Genomic DNA, 14830 nt, shown 5'->3' with positions numbered 1-14830 from the left:
GTGGGTGAGAAGGCGGTCCGCCGGGCATGGCGGGCCGCCCTTGTCTTGCCGCTCACATCGATTGGACGGAACGCGCCCCGCGCCTCGACCGTTGTGAACCACCCGCGGCAGCGTTGCACCGCGGCTGGTCAGACGGGAGAGCGCCCATGATGTCCGAGGTCCAGGTCCATACACTTGCCCGGCAGATGCTCGAACAGCACGGCTTTGCTGCGATCGCGAAGGCCGCTGAGCAGGCTCAGGCCTGCGAGGGCCGCGGCGAGGCCGATGAGGCCAGGGAATGGCGTCACATCGTGGACGCCATGAAGATCATGCGCGGCCCGCATCAGAGCTGACATCCGAAGGCGCGAGCCCCTTCAACGCTCGCCGCGATCGCCGCCTTGGGACGAATTGCGGTTCTGTGTCTGCGGCTGCGCGCGCTCGCCCGATTCCTTGCAGGGCAGCGGTTCCCACGAGCCGTCCGGCGCCTGCTGATAGGCACTGCAGGACGGCGAGGTGGACTTTTCCCCGCCCTTCTGGGCGTCGGAATTTCTCGCCAGTGCGGGCGCAGTCAACACCGCGGCGGCTGCAATCGCGCCGGCGAAAACGAAATGGATACTCCGCATGAGGACCTCCTGTTCGAATTCGGAAAGAGGCCGCATGCTGTGAAAAATTATGACGATTTTGGGCCGCGGCAGAGGTTCCGTCGCGGCGTGCTTAACGGGGCGGCGCGCTAGCCACCCTTGCTGCGGATCAGGCCGGCGAGATTGGTCTTCTGGGCTTCGCACCAGCCGGACATGCCGAGGCGGCGCTGGTCCATGTCGGTCGCCTGGGTCGCGATCGCGACCTCCGCCATCAGGTCATCGTCCTGCTTCTCGCCCATCTTGCCGCCGGTATGCAGCCAGGCGATCGCCTTGCGCACCTTCTCGGTGGTGCCGTCGGGTAGGTGCATCTGCTGCGCCCTCTGCACGAGGTCCTGATAGGCGAGATCGGTGTTGGGGCACTCGACCTTGGCGGCGAAGGCCTGCAAGACCATCGTCACATAGGTCGATCGCGGCGGCGCATCGCCCGCGAGGGCCGGCGCGGCCAACAGCAACAGGCCCGTCATCAGAAAACCGGTGCGCATCCCTGGGACCTCCTCCATTTTATCGAGAGGCTAGCGTCCGGCGCGCCGCTCGGCAATGGGATCGGGACACAATTGTCGCCGATCGGCCCAGTAGGCTAACCTGCGCTCCCCAGCATCGGAGCGCGATATGAGCCTGTTCAGCACGCCGTTCGATCCCACACGCGACACCGCGCTCGTCACCGGCGCAGGCAACGGCATCGGCCGCGCGATCGCGCTCGGCCTGGTCGGCGAGGGCGTCCGCACCGTGTTCGCGGATGTCAGCGCGGAGCGGGTGCGTGCCGCGATCGGCGCGAGCGAGAGGCCAGGTCTCGCCGTGCCCTGGGTCGGCAATCTTGCCAGCCTCGAGGCCTGCGATGAGCTGCTGTCGGCCGCACATTCCGCGCTCGGCGAGGTCACGCATTTCGTCCACAGCGCCTCGCCGCCGCGGCGCGAGGCCGATCATGTGCTCGCGGTCGATCGCAGCACCTGGCAGGAGATGCATGCCGTCAATCTCGATGCCGGCTTTCACCTGGCGCGCGAGCTCGCCAAACGGCTGATCGCGGCGAAGCGGCCGGGCTCGTTCCTGTTTCTGACGTCGCTGCACGCAGGCACGCCGCGCAACCTGGCGCATTACTCGACGGCAAAGGCCGCCGTGGCGATGCTGGTGAAGGAGCTCGCGAAGACGCTCGGGCGTTACGACATTCGCGTCAACGCGCTGGTCCCCGGCGCGGTCGCAGCCGGCGGGTTCGTCGCCGATCCCGCGCTGGCGCGGCATATTCCGCTCGGGCGCCTCGGCGAGGCCGGGGATCTCGCCCCGATGGCTCTCACGGTGCTGTCGAACAAGCTGTCCGCTTATGTCACCGGCGCAGCCTTCGTCGTCGACGGCGGATTGTCGCTGACGAACTGGTTCGAGGCGCCGGTGCTGGATTAGCCTAGCGCTGCCAGGCCGGCACCGGATCGAGCGGCGTGCGATAGACCTCGTTGTGATCGCGATCGGTGACGCGCACCGCGCAACCTTTCTGCTGTAGTTCGGGCTTCACCTGCGACAGCTCGCAAGCCAATTGGTCGGCGCGATCGGAGGCAACCTCGATGTCTTCGAGGATGATTCCACCCTGGTTCTTGAACTCACCACCAACCACGAGATCGAAAGAATAGTAGGGCATCCGAATTCCCCGGTGTGACGATCTGAGCTTCAGTGCAAGTCTCAACACATGTCGGATGGTACCACTGAGTCGACATCTATCGAATGAACAGAGCGCGCAATCTCTGGGCTTATGGCGCAGAAATGATGTGCAACGTGTGGGCTCGTTAAGAATTTATTAAATATACCCGCGCGATCATTAGGCATGGAATTGCAGCAGAACCGGGCTCCGGGAACCGGCAGCTGCAAGAGAAGGCCGCCGGCATAGATCCCGACGGCCTTTTCTCTTGAGCGAGACGTCGCTCACCGTAATCGCCCGGAGTTAACGCTTCACATCGACTCGGACAGCGTGCGTGAGCGCGTGACAGCAAGGCTGCGTCGTTGCTCTAAAGCGCGATGCGATCAGGATGAATCGTCATCGCGCTTCTGGTTGTTGTTGTTTGAGCATGATCGTTTCGGAAAACCGCTGCGCACTTTGCGCTTACGCGGCCCTTCGGGTTCGGATCATGCTCTAGCGCAGCGGCATCGGCGGACGCACGATAGGTCCGTCGTCATCAGCAACGGCTTGCGTCGTCGTGGTCGGCGCAGCCGGCGGCGTGGCGGCGGCGGCCTGCGATAGCGGCGGCGGAGGCGCGAGCGGTGCGGGCGAAGAGGCCGGCGTGTAGGTCCGCGTTACAGGCGGCTTGGGCTTGCGAACCGGCGCCGCCGCAGGCTGCGGCGGGAGCGCGGCTGCGCGTGGGCGCGGATCGACCGGCGGCCTCGCCTCGGTGGCCGGCTTCGGTGCGGGAGGCCTCGCCATCTCACGCGCCATCTGCTCCTGTCCGGCTTTCAACTCGGCGATGTTGGCCTTGAGCTGCTCGATCTGCTGCGCCATGGCGGCGAGATCGCGTGTCATCGATTGCACCGATTGCGCCGCGTCGACCGACTGTGGTGCCGCGGGCGCAGTCGCAGCTAGCTGAGCCGCGGGCGGCGTCGCAGCTTGATCTGCGGTTTGGTTGGGCGTGGCTTCCGCTGCGGGCGGCGCAGCCTGGGCGGCGGCGACCGGCGCGCTTTGCTGCGGTGTCGCAGACAACAACGAGGTCGTCGGGAGCAGCGAGGTCAGCACCGGCGTCCATTCGGCCAGTAACTGCTTTGCTGTGTCGCCGTGCTTCTCCCAGGCGATGCTGGCGGCCACGCTGGCGCCGGCAAGCAGGAACGTGACGAACGCCCCGCGCAGCCACTTGCCGACCGAGGACCGCTTCTTCATCACGGGACCATCGCTGGACGTGACGCGGACAGCGGTGTCGATCGACGGTGCCGCAGTGGATTTTCCGTAGACGACGTTGATGCTTGGCTCGGGCGCGCGCGCCGGCTCCAGAGTGAACTTCGGCGTGACCTTGGGCTGCGGGGCAAACTTGGGTTCCGGGGCAAACCTGGGCTCCGGACGCGGCGCGATCTCTGGCGCCAGCGCAGGCGACACGCTGGCGGGGCGCGAGGCCCGCACGATCTCGGGCGAGATCTGGACCGCGTCGTGAGGATCGTTGTCCTTGACCGTGTCTTTCACGATCTCATCGACGATTTGCTTGGCGTTCAGCGTCGCGAGCATCGCAGCTCCTTTGAAGCCCAGTGTTCGAGGTTAAGGCATCCGCATTGGCGCGGGGCTGATCCGAGGTGAGGCCATACCCGGTCCCCATGTCGCACGAGTCCAGCCGGGTTTGACCAAAGCAAGGCGAGGGGATGGAGATGATGCGACACTCTTCCGCCCTTTGTGGTGATGGAACCCAATTTGCCGAACACGCGCATGTGTTCCTGCACCGCCTTGTTTTCAGCACGATTTTGGCAATATCTGGTGACGGCGGGGGCGTCGTTATTCCGCTATCGGGGGGCCGGCGGTGCCAAGATCTCTACTCGTTTTGTTCGTCGCAGCCTTGCTGCCGCTGGGCGGCTGCATGCAGACGACACTTTCGCCATCGACGGATGCGAGCATGACGCCGCGCGACCGTCAGTTGCTCGCGCACGCGCCTTACGCCAAGGCGAACGTGCCCCAGCAATATCTGCGTCACATCGTCGATTACCACCGCAAGGAGCAGCCGGGCACGATCCTGGTCGATACCGACGCGCGCTACCTCTATTACGTGCTGCCCGAGGGCAAGGCGATCCGCTACGGCGTTGCCGTCGGCGAGGAAGCCATGGCGTTCTCCGGCGTCGCGCGGGTCGGTCGCTTGGCGGAATGGCCGGACTGGGTTCCGACCGCGGATATCCAGGCGCGACTCGGTCCCTATCCCGCGCGCGTTCCCGGCGGTCCCGCCAATCCGCTGGGCGCGCGGGGCATCTATCTCTATGTCGGCAACAAGGACACGCTCTATCGCATCCACGGCACCAACCAGCCCGAATATATCGGGCAGGCGATCTCGTCCGGCTGCATCCGGATGCGCAACGAGGACGTCATCGATCTCTACGACCGGGTGAAGCTCAATTCGATGGTCGTGGTGCTGCCGCCGGGGCAGAGCGCGCAGGCCGCGGCGGGCGGGCGCTGGCGCGGCTGAGGTCTGCGCCGGTCAGTTCGAATTTAGGTGCGTTGTCACGCTCTAGTTCTCAGGCCGGGCCACCCGCCATTGCAGCGTCGTGGCGTTGCCGTTGGCGTCGCCCGGCGCCTTGTCGGCGGGCGAGGTGTAGAGCGGGCGATAACGGTAGGCCCACATCTTGCTGCCGTCGTTGCGGTTGATCACGGTGAAGTCGCCGACGGCCCTGGCGTCGGCCGTTGCGGCGAGCGGCACCCAGCTCTCGATGCACTTGCCGTTGCAGTTCGACGTCTTTCCCGTGGTGTCGCGCTCATAATAGTAGAGCGTCATGCCGTTGAGATCGACGAGCTTGGGCCCCTGCTTGGTCAGGATGACCTTCGCGGGAGCCGTTGGCGCCTCGACCTTCGGCGGAGGAGGATCGCCGCCGCCATGGCCCCCTGCGACCGCCTGAACGGTCGAGAGCGCGACGGCCGCGGCCACAACGAGGAACCTGAACATCCGAAACTCCGCCCCGCAAAGTTAATCGCGCGTTAAGCGCCCCAATGCGGCCGACGTTAGCAGCCGAAGGTTAGTTCCTGGTTTCGTGCGCTGCGACAATTACGGACATGGTCCGCGATCAGAGCTGCGCATCGCGCAGCGGCGCGCGGCTGAGCTCGTTGCCGGCGGCGATGGCCTTGCGCAGCAGCCGCATCAGCTCCTCACCCTCTTTCGCGCTGAGGCCGCGCAGCATGATGCGCTGCGCGGATTCGACGGCCGGGGTGATCTTGCGCAGCGTGCGGCGGCCCTCGTCGGTGATCTCGAGCTCACGCGCGCGGCGGTCGCGGCTGGAGGGGCGCCGCTCCGCGAGGCCCTTCTGGACGAGGCGATCGATCACGCCGGTGATGGTGGTGCGATCGTAGGCGATCAATCCGGCGAGCGTCACCTGATCGAGCCCCGGATTGGCCTTGATGGTTGCAAGCGCGGCGTATTGCACCGGAGTGAGATCGAAGCCGGCGTCCTCGACCTCGGCCAGGAACACCGCGACCGAGATCTGCTGGAAGCGGCGTGCCAGATGTCCGGGCATGTCGTTGTTGTCTTTCACCGAGATCTCCTCCGGGGCAGAGCGGTGCGGATCATTGACAAGTATACTGATAGTCAGCATACTGATCAATAAGAAACAGAATTTGGCGGGAGAGGTGCTCATGCAGTTCCATCTCAATGGATTTCAGCCGGGCGACCCTGAAATCGCCGATCCTGCCGCGCGCGTTCAGGCATCGGGAGCGGCGGGCGCCGTGCCTGGCGAGGTCGATGTCCTCATCGTCGGCTGCGGGCCGGCCGGCCTGACGCTCGCCGCCCAGCTCGCGCAATTCCCCGACATCAGAACCTGCATCGTCGAGCAGAAGCCGGACCGCCTGCTGGTCGGTCAGGCCGACGGAATCGCCTGCCGCACCATGGAGATGTTCCACGCCTATGGCTTCAGCGAGCGTGTGCTGAAGGAAGCCTGTTGGGTCAACGAGACCACGTTCTGGAAGCCGGATGAAGCGGCGCCGGAGAAGATCGTCCGCAGCGGCCGGGTGCAGGACGTCGAGGACGGGCTGTCGGAATTCCCGCACCTCATCCTGAACCAGGCGCGCGTCCATGATTGCTTTCTCGACGTCATGCGCAAGTCGCCGGCGAAGCTCGCGCCGTATTACAGCCGGCGCGTGCTTGATGTGAATGTCGATCCGGCCGCCGGTGCCGACGATCATGCCGTGACCGTGCGCCTCGAACGCGTCGATGCCGCGAACGAGGGCAAGGTCGAGGCGATCAAGGCCCGCTACGTCGTCGGCTGCGACGGCGCCCGCAGCACGGTGCGCAAGTCGATCGGGCGCGAGCTGCACGGTGATTCCGCCAACCACGCCTGGGGCGTGATGGACGTGCTGGCCGTGACCGATTTTCCGGACATCCGCTTCAAGTCGCTGATCCAGTCGGCCAAGGACGGCAGCCTGCTGATCATTCCGCGCGAAGGCGGCTACATGGTCCGCATCTATGTCGAGCTCGCCAAGCTCGATGTCGGCGAACGCGTTGCCAATCGCAACATCACCGCCGATGACGTGATTGCGAAAGCGCAGCGGGTCCTGAAGCCGCATCGGCTCGAGGTGAAGGAGATCGCCTGGTGGTCGGTCTACGAAATCGGCCAGCGCCTCACCGACAAGTTCGACGACGTGCCGGAGGGCGAGATCGAGACGCGCCTGCCGCGCATCTTCATCGCCGGCGATGCCTGCCACACCCACAGCCCGAAGGCCGGGCAGGGCATGAACGTTTCAATGCAGGATGCCTTCAATCTCGGCTGGAAGCTCGCCGCCGTGCTGCGGAGGCAATGTGCGCAAAGCCTGTTGCATTCCTATTCGGCCGAGCGCCGGGCAGTCGCGAAGGAGCTGATCGATTTCGATCGCGAATGGGCTGATATCCTCGCCTCCGCCGCCAAGGCCGGCGGCGCCGATGCCGCCAAAACGCAGGACTATTTCGTCCGGCACGGACGTTTTACCGCGGGCACGGCAACGCATTACAAGCCGTCGATGCTCACCGGCGCGGCCACGCATCAGCACCTCGCGCAGGGCCTCATTATCGGCACGCGCTTCCATTCCGCGCCGGTGATCCGGCTGGCGGACGCCAAGCCGGTACATCTCGGCCATGCCGCACGGGCCGATGGCCGCTTCCGCATCTACGCGTTCTCGCCCGATGAGAACCCGGCAGCGTCGGGCTCGGCCATTCGTGCCTTGTGCAATTTCCTCGCGGAATCCCGGAAGTCACCTATCCGTCGATATACGCCTGTTGGGGCTGACATCGACAGCGTGATCGATCTGCGCGCGGTGTTTCAGCAGGACCATCGCGAGCTCGCCATCGAGGCGATGCCGCCGATGTTGCTCCCGAGCAAAGGCCGTTACGGCTTGTACGACTACGAGAAGATGTTCTGCCCGGATCTCAAGAGCGGCCACGACGTCTTCACGATGCGCGGCATCGATCGGACAGCCGGCTGCATGGTCGTGGTGCGGCCCGACCAGTATGTCGCGACCGTGCTGCCGCTCAACGATTTTGCCGGGCTGGCCTCGTTCTTCGACGCATTCATGCTGCCGGCGAGGTGACGCCGAAAGCGCCGCGCGGGCCGTTCCGCCCGCGTTTCCGCCGCCGAGCTCTGGCTAGCCGCAACGAAAGCCCGGCCTTGGTGCCGGGCTTTCCGCTCCCGCGCGATCGGGTTCCGTGCGCGTACAATTTAAGAAAGTTCTTCGCGGGCAGATTTCATCGATCGTAATATGTCTATCCAAAGCTGTAAGCATCCACTCGGGGCAGCGGGGCACCGGAGGATGACGATGAGACAGAACCAAGCGGAGACGCGCCGTCAGCAAAATGTCGCGAAGCGGTCGATGACCAAGGAGGCCAAGCAGCTGGCCGGCCTGATTGCCGGACTGCGCGAATCCCTCGAGGAGATCCACAAGGAGCGGGCGGGCACCAAGCTGTCGGGCGCAGAAATGGGACTACTCGATGAGCGTCGCAACAATCTGCTGCTCACCATCGCAGCCCTCAATGACCGCCTTTCGGCGGTGCAGGGCCTGATCAATCTCGGCCGCCCGCACATTATCCGCGTGCACTAGCGCCGATCCGAGGCAACGAGATCGGCTCTGTTGCGACGGCACGGGGCCGGCCACAGGCCTCGTGGATGGCACCAAATTGCCACGCTCCCGGCGAATTGCCGCCAAAGCCCGCTGCCACGACAAGGCCGGGTGCAGGGCGACGCAAGGGGATGCGAATTGGCCTACAAGATGGTCGCAGAACGCGACAACGAGAAGTACAGTTTCGCCCGCGAGAGCCGGTTGCTCATCGTGGCGAAGGCGAAAGTGTGGGCGAGCGAGGGGTGGCGGGTGGTCGTCACCGACCAGGATGGCAAGGCCTACGCGCCGTCCGAGCTCGATCAGCTGTCCGCAGCGTGATGGTGGGGCGCGACCTCTTGCTCAGAGTCGGCACCGCGCGCATCAACGCACGGTGGTCTCCGAGAACAGGTTGATGATCACCACCCCTGATACGATCAGCGCGATGCCGACGAAGGCTGCGGCGTCCAGGATCTGACGGAACAGCACGAAGGAGACGGTGGCGGTCAGGATGATGCCGACCCCGCCCCAGATCGCATAGGCGATGCTCAACGGGATCACCCGAATCGCCACCGAGAGCGCGTAGAACGAGGCGACGTAGAACAGCACCATCGCCAGCGTCGGCCAGGGACGGGTGAACTGCGCGGACTGCTGCAGGAACGCCGACGCGGTGACCTCGAACACGATGGCGAGGGCGAGAGCCGTATAGGCGTTGAAGACGGAGGTCATGCGGAGGCTGTGTCCGGGCCGACGGATGGCTGACGTGCGACCGCAAATATCACGCGGGAATGACGAGTCCGCGACAGGACGCAGCGCTTGCGTCGCCCGAAGTTTGACTCTACGGACCTCTTTCATGCTCGTCATCTCCATCCAGAGCCAGGTGGTCCACGGCCATGTCGGCAACAGCGCGGCCGCCTATGCCATGCAGGCGGAGGGCGTGAACGTCGCTGCGGTGCCGACGACGCTGCTGTCCAACCATCCGCGCTATCCGAGCCTGCGCGGACGGGTGCTGGAGACCGAGCTCGTTGCCGATCTCCTGAGGGGAGTCGAGGAGCGCGGCCTGTTCGACGAGGCCGCGGTGGTCGTCACCGGCTATCTCGGCTCGCCCGGCAATGCCGCCGTCATCGCCGATTTCGTCGAGCGGGCGCGCACGCGCAATGGGAAGCTCGTCTATCTCTGCGATCCCGTGATCGGTGACGACGGCCGCGTCTATGTCGCGGACGGCATCCTGGACGTGCTCCGCCACCGGCTGCTGCCGACGGCGAACCTGACGACGCCGAACCAGTTCGAGCTCGAGCTGCTCTCTGGGGCCGCAATTGCCGACGCCGAGAGCCTCAGCGCGGCCTGCGCGGTGCTGGCTGGGGCAGGCACCGACGTCGTCGCCACCGGCTGCACCCTCGCTGACACGGCGGCGGGGCAGGTGGAGACGATCCTGTGCACTGATGGGCGATTGTCGCGCTTTGCGACGCCGCGCCTGCCGATCCGTCCCTACGGCACCGGCGATCTCCTCACCGGTCTGATCGCGGCTCATCTGGCCAAGGGCGAAGCAATGGAGTTGGCGGTACGGCGCGCGGTCGACACGGTCTTTGCCGTGCTGGTGCGCACGCAGGACGCCGGCTCGGCCGAGATGCGGCTGGTGCCGCTGCCGACGGCAGAGCGCAAGCCGTAAACCGTCAGGTCGCGCGCTTGCCGGCCGATTGCGCCGACTTCTGCGGCTTGGCCGCCGGGCCCTTCTGCTCGCGCGCGACGTCGGCCTTCGGCGGCTTGGCGCTCGCAAGGCCCTGTGTCTTCTTCGGCTTAACGCCGGCAACGTCCTTGCGGTCGGAGGTGCCGCGCTTCGAGATATATTCCTGGCCGTCGATCGGGCCGACATGGGGCGGATCGCGGCCGAGATAGGGTCGGCCGATGCCGTACGCCTTGCCGTTGGCATCGACCCACTTCCACAGGATTTCGGTCGAGACCCAGCGCTGCGCCCTGTTGCTGCCTTGCGTGCTGACGATGTCTGCCGCCATGCCGTGACCGTAGCCGCCGCGCGTGCTGCCGCCGTGATAGGAGCGGTTGGAGGCGGCCTTCAGGCCGCTCGCGATCGACTGGCGATAGTCGTCGCGGAACGCGCTGGTGATGCCCGGCGACAGGCCGGCGGCTTCGGCCGCGAGCATCATGCGGAACAGCTTCTGCTTGAAGCTCTTGTCCATGCCGCCGATGACGTAGTCCATCATCGACATGCCGGCGCGCTCGGCCGCATGCGGATCCTTCCAGGTGAAGTCCTGATCGACCAGCTTGGTGAAGCTGCGCATCACCGTGACGGTCTTGCCCTTGCGCTTGATGGTGACTGCGCGCCGCTCCTGCACCTTCATCGTGTCTTCCTTGGCGGTGCGCTGATAGAGCGCCCAGAGGTAGCGGTCGATGCAGGCCTCCATGACGAAGCATTCGTCGAGCACGGCGATGTTGTCGGCAGGCGGTGACGCCTTGCGCGCAGGCGCAACGGGGTCGCTCGCGATCGCCGCGGCCGACAATGTGTCCGTCGTCACGATCTCGGTGGGATCGGTGGATGCGAGCTTGACGGGCTCCGCCACAGGGGCGGGGGCAACCTCGCTGACGACGGGCTCCGGTTCAGGCAAGATCGACGGCGCGGGCACGGCTTCCACCGGCAGGATCAGCGCCGGGTCGGCCGAGGCAAGCTTGATGGTGGAGGCGGGCTCTTCCGGCGTTGCCTCTGCCGGCGCGGGAGGGTCGGGCAGCGCAGTGACGGTGGCTGCGATGTCGGCGGTCAAGGCGAAGCGGTCCTCAAGGGTCGCAGCGCGCGGCACGTCGGCGAGGTCGATGCGGCCGAGATCCTTGGCATGATCCTTGGCGCGCGAGATGGCGGCCGCATTGGCGGCGCTGTTTTCGATGAGCGCAGGCGCATAAGCGGAGAGAGACAATGCCAGCCAGCCGGCGAGAACGGCCGAGGGACACGACACCGCCACCAGAAGAGACCGCCGATCGTTCATGATCCCTGCCTCCAAACGGTCTGCTCGAACAATCTTGCCCGAACAGTGATGATGCAAACAGTCTGACGAAACAGTCGCACGGAAAGGCACGCAGCACGTCGATTGTTCGGGCCACGGTGTGGCGGCGCAATGGCGCAAATCGGGGATTGCGGGCTTTTCGGGGCAACTGTGGCCGAGGTGCAACGCCCGGTTCCATTTGACGTTGCCGCAACTTTGTTGCGGCTGGTGCGTTGGAGGCGCCATGACGCATCCCTCGCTTCGTCCCATGGACGCCTTCGACCCCACCGAGCCCGCCATCCTGCACGATCGTCTCTCCGACACGATCATCACCTGGACCGCCGACCAGGCCGAGGACTACCGCCGCGCCAGCCGGCCCGGCGCGGATGGAACCGTGGCCTGGAAGACCTATCTCTTCGACGGCTGGGGCAACGTGCTTGGTGGCTGAGCGGCTCCTCTGGAGGCGCCGCGTCGCAGCCGGCGTGATTCGCCCAAATCCCTGGACGCATTAGGCATAACGTCATGCATTGCATGCGATGTTGCAATGCGGCGGTGTATGTCGCACTGCAGCAAAATGCGCCTAAATAGGCTCCGACTCTCAAACCTCGGAGCATCACCAATGAACAAAAAGACCTTGTCGATCGCCGCCTTCCTGACGATCGCGGGCGGTACCGCGGCTTTCGCCGCCGAGCTGCCGACCTATGAGGCCAACGGATTCCCGGCTTCCCCGCTGCAGTTGCGCGTGCTCGGTGCCGCACATGTCGAGCAGCAGGTCGCAACGCCGCGCGCCAGCGGCTGCTTGGCCGGGCAGACCGGCCGGCAATAGATGCCCGTGGTCTTCACCGCCGTGAAGAAGCGGCCGTCATAGCGGGGATCGCGGCGCAGGCGCGCGGCGTTGCAGACATCAAAGCTCAGCATGATCGCATGGTAGCGCATGAGGTCGGCGGCGGAAGGGCTGCCGGATGACCGAGTCCGATTGCGGCGAGCCGCGGCTCGCACCGCGGCCTAGAAGGCGGTTCTCATCGCAACACGGCTGGAGACCCCATCGTGACCAGCCCGAGAGACGTCGTACTGAACGCCTGGAAGACCTTTTCGTCACGCGATCCCGAGCGCATCGCAGCACTCTTCACCGACGACGCCGAATGGATCGCGCCGAAGGCCAATGCCACCGCCGTCGCGCTCGATCATACCGATCACATGGTGGGAGCGCACCAGATCGCCCGCTTCATCGCGCAGGAGATGCACCGATTGTTTTCGGACATCGATATCGTCTTCCGCGGCGTGTATGTCGACGGCGATGTCGTGATCGTGGAGGAGCGGATGCGCGCCACGCTGCCCGGCGGCAAGCCGTACGAGAACGAGTATTGCTTCGTGTTCGAGGTGGTGGGCGACCGGATCAGGCAAGTGCGAGAATACATGGATACGCGCAAGGGATGGCGGATGGTCTTCGATGAGGGGCTGTAACACGCGTAGTCGGCATCGCCCTCGCGTGACAGCCCTGCAGCCGCGTGGGTTGAGCGGCTCAGCGAGCCGACATATCGAGTGATCCATGGATCAGCGGACGAGCGGCGCCGACGCTCAGAAGAAGGATACCGCGCCGGCACTGCTCGGCGTGGTCTGCGGGCTTGCCGCAGCGCTGTTCTGGGCGCTCGGCTTTGCCGCCACGCGGCACGGCCTCAAGGCCGGCTTCACGCCGGTCGATCTGCTGGTGCATCGCTATGTCTGGTCGGGGATCGCATTCCTGCCCCTGGTGTTGCGCGCCGGACTCTCCGATCTCTGCGGCATCGGCTGGGGCAGGGGGCTCGTGCTGATGGTGCTCGGTGGTCCCGTGATGTCGCTGATCTCGTACATCGGCTTCCTGTTCGTCCCGCTCGGCCATGGCAGTGTGATCCAGCCCTCTTGCGCCACGCTCGGCGGCCTCCTGCTCGCGGCGGTCGTGCTGAAGGAGCGGATCTCCGCCTCGCGCCTGACTGGCGCGCTCGTCATCGTCGGAGGCCTCGGCGTGATCGGTGCGGAATCAATCGGCCACATCGGTGCCGACGGCATTCAGGGCGATCTCATCTTCGTGCTCGCCGGATTCATGTTCGCCGGCTTCGGCGCGATGCTGCGTCGATGGCGCGTCTCGGCCTTGTCGGCTGCGCTCGTGATCAACGTGCTGTCGCTGCTGCTGGTGCCGGTCTACGTCGCCACGGTGGGTCTCGCCCACATTGCGTCGATCGGCATGACCGAGAACGCCATCCAGGCGCTGGCGCAGGGCGTGCTTGCCGGCCCCGCGGCGCTCTATCTCTACGCCGTCTCCGTCCAGCGTCTCGGCGTGGCCCGCGCCGCGGTGTTTCCGGCCTGCGTGCCCGCGCTGACGCTGCTCACCGGCTGGCTGCTGCTCGGCGAGCCGCCCACGATGCTGCAGACGGCAGGCCTCGTGACGGTGCTGTGCGGGTTCTACCTGGCGCAGCGGCAAAGCTAGCGGACCTCACGCCTTCTTCACGAACTCCGACTTCAGATTCATCGCGCCGATGCCGTCGATCTTGCAGGCGATGTTGTGGCCGTCGCTGGCGTCCTGCAGGCGGATATTGCGCACCTTGGTGCCGCCCTTGACGACCGAGGACGAGCCCTTGATCTTGAGATCCTTGATCACGATGACGCTGTCGCCGTCGGCGAGCACATTGCCGTTGGCATCGCGCACGCCCGCATCCTGCGCCGTGTCCGTGGCCGCGTCCGCCGCGCCGCTCCATTCATGGCCGCACTCCGGGCAGACCCAGAGATCGCGGTCCTGATAGGCGTGCTCGGAATTGCAGGTCGGGCATTTCATCGCGTCGGTCATGACGGTCTTGTCTCGCGCGTTCGTTCGCGGCGCGACCGTAGAGGCGGGAACCGGGAAAGCAAGCAAAAGCTGCGCACGGCGCGGGCCGAGCGTGACCTACGGGTGCGATATAACGGACCGGTGCCTGCCGGCGACTTCAACATCGCCGCCGCGCGTTGAGCTGCATCAACGGCACTGCGCGCGAGGGGCGTACCGTGTCTTCAGGAATGACCGCCGGAGGCAGCGATGGACGACACACTCAGACGAAAAATCCAGACCTTGCTGGACCAGCACCGCACGATGCGGATCGCGACGCTTCGCGCCGATGGCTGGCCGCAAGTGACGACTGTCGGCTATGCCAACGAAGGTTTCACCATCTACTTTCTCTGCGGCCCCGACAGCCAGAAGGCGCAGAACATCTCGCGGGACGAGCGCGTGTCGCTGGCGATCGATGACGATCCGGCGCAGGTGATGGAGATCACCGGCCTGTCCATGGCGGCGCGGGCGGTGGCCGTGACCGATCCGGCCGAGGCCGAGAAGGCGATCGCGCTTTTGATGGCGCGCTATCCCGAGCAGAAGGCCATCGGCCTCCCCGTGCCGAAGCCGTCCGAGGTGCGGCTGATCCGTCTCACACCGACGGTGATCTCGCTGCTCGATTATTCCAAGGGATTCGGCCACACCGATCTCGTCACGTGCTGAAGACGCGAGCTGC

General features: G+C 65.6%; 21 protein-coding genes and 1 pseudogene. 12 read left to right on the top strand and 10 right to left on the bottom strand.

Going from position 1 to position 14830, the window contains the following annotated elements; all coding sequences use genetic code 11:
* Window positions 1-146 precede the first annotated feature (146 nt).
* On the top strand, window positions 147-332 hold the full coding sequence (locus I6F16_RS01930) for a hypothetical protein (RefSeq protein WP_036000257.1): 186 nt from the start codon (window positions 147-149) through the stop codon (window positions 330-332).
* Between the two features lie 21 nt (window positions 333-353).
* On the opposite strand, the gene I6F16_RS01925 is transcribed toward I6F16_RS01930, so the two are convergent.
* Together I6F16_RS01925 and I6F16_RS01920 are read right to left on the bottom strand one after the other, a co-directional pair.
* Window positions 354-602, bottom strand: a complete 249-nt coding sequence (locus tag I6F16_RS01925) for a hypothetical protein (protein ID WP_057029327.1) — start codon at window positions 600-602, stop codon at window positions 354-356.
* A gap of 107 nt (window positions 603-709) precedes the next feature.
* A complete protein-coding gene (locus tag I6F16_RS01920) occupies window positions 710-1102 on the bottom strand; it encodes a hypothetical protein (protein WP_036000295.1) in 393 nt (130 codons plus the stop codon).
* Between the two features lie 127 nt (window positions 1103-1229).
* Between I6F16_RS01920 and I6F16_RS01915 the strand changes: the two genes are divergently transcribed.
* The gene (locus tag I6F16_RS01915; protein ID WP_225173404.1) at window positions 1230-2012 is read left to right on the top strand and encodes an SDR family oxidoreductase; all 783 of its coding nucleotides are present in this window, start codon (window positions 1230-1232) and stop codon (window positions 2010-2012) included.
* Window position 2013: 1 nt separating this feature from the next.
* Here the strand turns inward: I6F16_RS01915 and I6F16_RS01910 are convergent, their stop codons facing one another.
* Together I6F16_RS01910 and I6F16_RS01905 are read right to left on the bottom strand one after the other, a co-directional pair.
* Window positions 2014-2244, bottom strand: a complete 231-nt coding sequence (locus I6F16_RS01910) for a hypothetical protein (protein ID WP_057029028.1) — start codon at window positions 2242-2244, stop codon at window positions 2014-2016.
* Window positions 2245-2733: 489 nt separating this feature from the next.
* A complete protein-coding gene (locus I6F16_RS01905) occupies window positions 2734-3807 on the bottom strand; it encodes a hypothetical protein (RefSeq protein WP_225173403.1) in 1074 nt (357 codons plus the stop codon).
* A 343-nt stretch (window positions 3808-4150) separates the two neighbouring features.
* On the opposite strand from I6F16_RS01905, the gene I6F16_RS01900 reads away from it, so the two are divergent.
* Window positions 4151-4747 (top strand): L,D-transpeptidase, encoded by a 597-nt coding sequence (locus I6F16_RS01900; RefSeq protein ID WP_167361659.1) that lies wholly within the window; start codon window positions 4151-4153, stop codon window positions 4745-4747.
* Window positions 4748-4789: 42 nt separating this feature from the next.
* Here the strand turns inward: I6F16_RS01900 and I6F16_RS01895 are convergent, their stop codons facing one another.
* Together I6F16_RS01895 and I6F16_RS01890 are read right to left on the bottom strand one after the other, a co-directional pair.
* Window positions 4790-5221 carry a hypothetical protein gene (locus I6F16_RS01895; RefSeq protein ID WP_036000243.1) on the bottom strand — a complete coding sequence of 144 codons (432 nt, stop codon included), beginning with the start codon at window positions 5219-5221 and terminating at the stop codon, window positions 4790-4792.
* 118 nt (window positions 5222-5339) lie between these two features.
* Window positions 5340-5804, bottom strand: a complete 465-nt coding sequence (locus I6F16_RS01890; RefSeq protein ID WP_036000241.1) for a MarR family transcriptional regulator — start codon at window positions 5802-5804, stop codon at window positions 5340-5342.
* Window positions 5805-5904: 100 nt separating this feature from the next.
* Here I6F16_RS01890 and I6F16_RS01885 point away from each other — a divergent pair, with 100 nt between their 5' ends.
* The 3 genes from I6F16_RS01885 to I6F16_RS01875 all read left to right on the top strand — a co-directional run bounded on the left by I6F16_RS01885 (window position 5905) and on the right by I6F16_RS01875 (window position 8670).
* On the top strand, window positions 5905-7827 hold the full coding sequence (locus I6F16_RS01885) for an FAD-binding monooxygenase (protein ID WP_225113945.1): 1923 nt from the start codon (window positions 5905-5907) through the stop codon (window positions 7825-7827).
* Between the two features lie 225 nt (window positions 7828-8052).
* Window positions 8053-8334 (top strand): hypothetical protein, encoded by a 282-nt coding sequence (locus I6F16_RS01880; protein WP_036000293.1) that lies wholly within the window; start codon window positions 8053-8055, stop codon window positions 8332-8334.
* Window positions 8335-8463: 129 nt separating this feature from the next.
* The gene (locus I6F16_RS01875; RefSeq protein ID WP_036000235.1) at window positions 8464-8670 is read left to right on the top strand and encodes a hypothetical protein; all 207 of its coding nucleotides are present in this window, start codon (window positions 8464-8466) and stop codon (window positions 8668-8670) included.
* Window positions 8671-8712: 42 nt separating this feature from the next.
* On the opposite strand, the gene I6F16_RS01870 is transcribed toward I6F16_RS01875, so the two are convergent.
* On the bottom strand, window positions 8713-9057 hold the full coding sequence (locus tag I6F16_RS01870) for a multidrug efflux SMR transporter (RefSeq protein WP_036000232.1): 345 nt from the start codon (window positions 9055-9057) through the stop codon (window positions 8713-8715).
* Window positions 9058-9181: 124 nt separating this feature from the next.
* On the opposite strand from I6F16_RS01870, the gene pdxY reads away from it, so the two are divergent.
* Window positions 9182-9997 carry a pyridoxal kinase gene (gene pdxY, locus I6F16_RS01865; protein WP_225113947.1) on the top strand — a complete coding sequence of 272 codons (816 nt, stop codon included), beginning with the start codon at window positions 9182-9184 and terminating at the stop codon, window positions 9995-9997.
* Window positions 9998-10001: 4 nt separating this feature from the next.
* Here the strand turns inward: pdxY and I6F16_RS01860 are convergent, their stop codons facing one another.
* Window positions 10002-11321, bottom strand: coding sequence for a hypothetical protein (locus I6F16_RS01860; protein WP_225113948.1), 1320 nt, complete (start codon window positions 11319-11321; stop codon window positions 10002-10004).
* A gap of 241 nt (window positions 11322-11562) precedes the next feature.
* Here I6F16_RS01860 and I6F16_RS01855 point away from each other — a divergent pair, with 241 nt between their 5' ends.
* Together I6F16_RS01855 and I6F16_RS01850 are read left to right on the top strand one after the other, a co-directional pair.
* A complete protein-coding gene (locus tag I6F16_RS01855) occupies window positions 11563-11766 on the top strand; it encodes a hypothetical protein (protein WP_025035973.1) in 204 nt (67 codons plus the stop codon).
* A gap of 171 nt (window positions 11767-11937) precedes the next feature.
* Entirely contained in the window at window positions 11938-12144 is a 207-nt protein-coding gene (locus I6F16_RS01850; protein WP_225113949.1) for a hypothetical protein, read from the top strand.
* A 5-nt stretch (window positions 12145-12149) separates the two neighbouring features.
* Here the strand turns inward: I6F16_RS01850 and I6F16_RS38145 are convergent.
* Window positions 12150-12236: pseudogene (locus I6F16_RS38145) on the bottom strand (Ada metal-binding domain-containing protein); the annotation flags it as partial.
* A 129-nt stretch (window positions 12237-12365) separates the two neighbouring features.
* On the opposite strand from I6F16_RS38145, the gene I6F16_RS01840 reads away from it, so the two are divergent.
* Both I6F16_RS01840 and I6F16_RS01835 read left to right on the top strand, forming a co-directional pair.
* Window positions 12366-12782: a nuclear transport factor 2 family protein gene (locus I6F16_RS01840; protein ID WP_225113950.1), complete on the top strand. Its 417-nt coding sequence runs from the start codon at window positions 12366-12368 to the stop codon at window positions 12780-12782.
* An 85-nt stretch (window positions 12783-12867) separates the two neighbouring features.
* A complete protein-coding gene (locus I6F16_RS01835; protein WP_225173402.1) occupies window positions 12868-13782 on the top strand; it encodes a DMT family transporter in 915 nt (304 codons plus the stop codon).
* 6 nt (window positions 13783-13788) lie between these two features.
* Here the strand turns inward: I6F16_RS01835 and I6F16_RS01830 are convergent, their stop codons facing one another.
* Complete coding sequence (locus I6F16_RS01830; protein WP_225113952.1) at window positions 13789-14139, bottom strand: zinc ribbon domain-containing protein YjdM; 351 nt, start codon at window positions 14137-14139, stop codon at window positions 13789-13791.
* Between the two features lie 225 nt (window positions 14140-14364).
* On the opposite strand from I6F16_RS01830, the gene I6F16_RS01825 reads away from it, so the two are divergent.
* Entirely contained in the window at window positions 14365-14817 is a 453-nt protein-coding gene (locus I6F16_RS01825) for a pyridoxamine 5'-phosphate oxidase family protein (protein ID WP_225113953.1), read from the top strand.
* Window positions 14818-14830: the final 13 nt, after the last annotated feature.

Source organism: Bradyrhizobium sp. IC4060, assembly GCF_020193715.1.
GTDB lineage: Bacteria > Pseudomonadota > Alphaproteobacteria > Rhizobiales > Xanthobacteraceae > Bradyrhizobium > Bradyrhizobium yuanmingense.
The sequence above is the reverse complement of the archived record's forward strand: the minus strand, read 5'-3'. Positions and strand labels throughout refer to the sequence as shown.

Excerpts from the sequence above, each read along its gene's own strand:
- I6F16_RS01835 (WP_225173402.1), top strand. The coding sequence starts at position 12,868 with ATGGATCAGCGGACGAGCGGCGCCGACGCTCAGAAGAAGGATACCGCG.
- I6F16_RS01910 (WP_057029028.1), bottom strand. The coding sequence starts at position 2,244 with ATGCCCTACTATTCTTTCGATCTCGTGGTTGGTGGTGAGTTCAAGAAC.
- I6F16_RS01915 (WP_225173404.1), top strand. The coding sequence starts at position 1,230 with ATGAGCCTGTTCAGCACGCCGTTCGATCCCACACGCGACACCGCGCTC.
- I6F16_RS01850 (WP_225113949.1), top strand. The coding sequence starts at position 11,938 with ATGAACAAAAAGACCTTGTCGATCGCCGCCTTCCTGACGATCGCGGGC.
- I6F16_RS01860 (WP_225113948.1), bottom strand. The coding sequence starts at position 11,321 with ATGAACGATCGGCGGTCTCTTCTGGTGGCGGTGTCGTGTCCCTCGGCC.
- I6F16_RS01895 (WP_036000243.1), bottom strand. The coding sequence starts at position 5,221 with ATGTTCAGGTTCCTCGTTGTGGCCGCGGCCGTCGCGCTCTCGACCGTT.
- I6F16_RS01855 (WP_025035973.1), top strand. The coding sequence starts at position 11,563 with ATGACGCATCCCTCGCTTCGTCCCATGGACGCCTTCGACCCCACCGAG.
- I6F16_RS01885 (WP_225113945.1), top strand. The coding sequence starts at position 5,905 with ATGCAGTTCCATCTCAATGGATTTCAGCCGGGCGACCCTGAAATCGCC.
- I6F16_RS01925 (WP_057029327.1), bottom strand. The coding sequence starts at position 602 with ATGCGGAGTATCCATTTCGTTTTCGCCGGCGCGATTGCAGCCGCCGCG.
- I6F16_RS01825 (WP_225113953.1), top strand. The coding sequence starts at position 14,365 with ATGGACGACACACTCAGACGAAAAATCCAGACCTTGCTGGACCAGCAC.
- I6F16_RS01870 (WP_036000232.1), bottom strand. The coding sequence starts at position 9,057 with ATGACCTCCGTCTTCAACGCCTATACGGCTCTCGCCCTCGCCATCGTG.
- I6F16_RS01905 (WP_225173403.1), bottom strand. The coding sequence starts at position 3,807 with ATGCTCGCGACGCTGAACGCCAAGCAAATCGTCGATGAGATCGTGAAA.
- I6F16_RS01830 (WP_225113952.1), bottom strand. The coding sequence starts at position 14,139 with ATGACCGACGCGATGAAATGCCCGACCTGCAATTCCGAGCACGCCTAT.
- I6F16_RS01930 (WP_036000257.1), top strand. The coding sequence starts at position 147 with ATGATGTCCGAGGTCCAGGTCCATACACTTGCCCGGCAGATGCTCGAA.
- I6F16_RS01900 (WP_167361659.1), top strand. The coding sequence starts at position 4,151 with ATGCAGACGACACTTTCGCCATCGACGGATGCGAGCATGACGCCGCGC.
- I6F16_RS01880 (WP_036000293.1), top strand. The coding sequence starts at position 8,053 with ATGAGACAGAACCAAGCGGAGACGCGCCGTCAGCAAAATGTCGCGAAG.
- I6F16_RS01920 (WP_036000295.1), bottom strand. The coding sequence starts at position 1,102 with ATGCGCACCGGTTTTCTGATGACGGGCCTGTTGCTGTTGGCCGCGCCG.
- pdxY (WP_225113947.1), top strand. The coding sequence starts at position 9,182 with ATGCTCGTCATCTCCATCCAGAGCCAGGTGGTCCACGGCCATGTCGGC.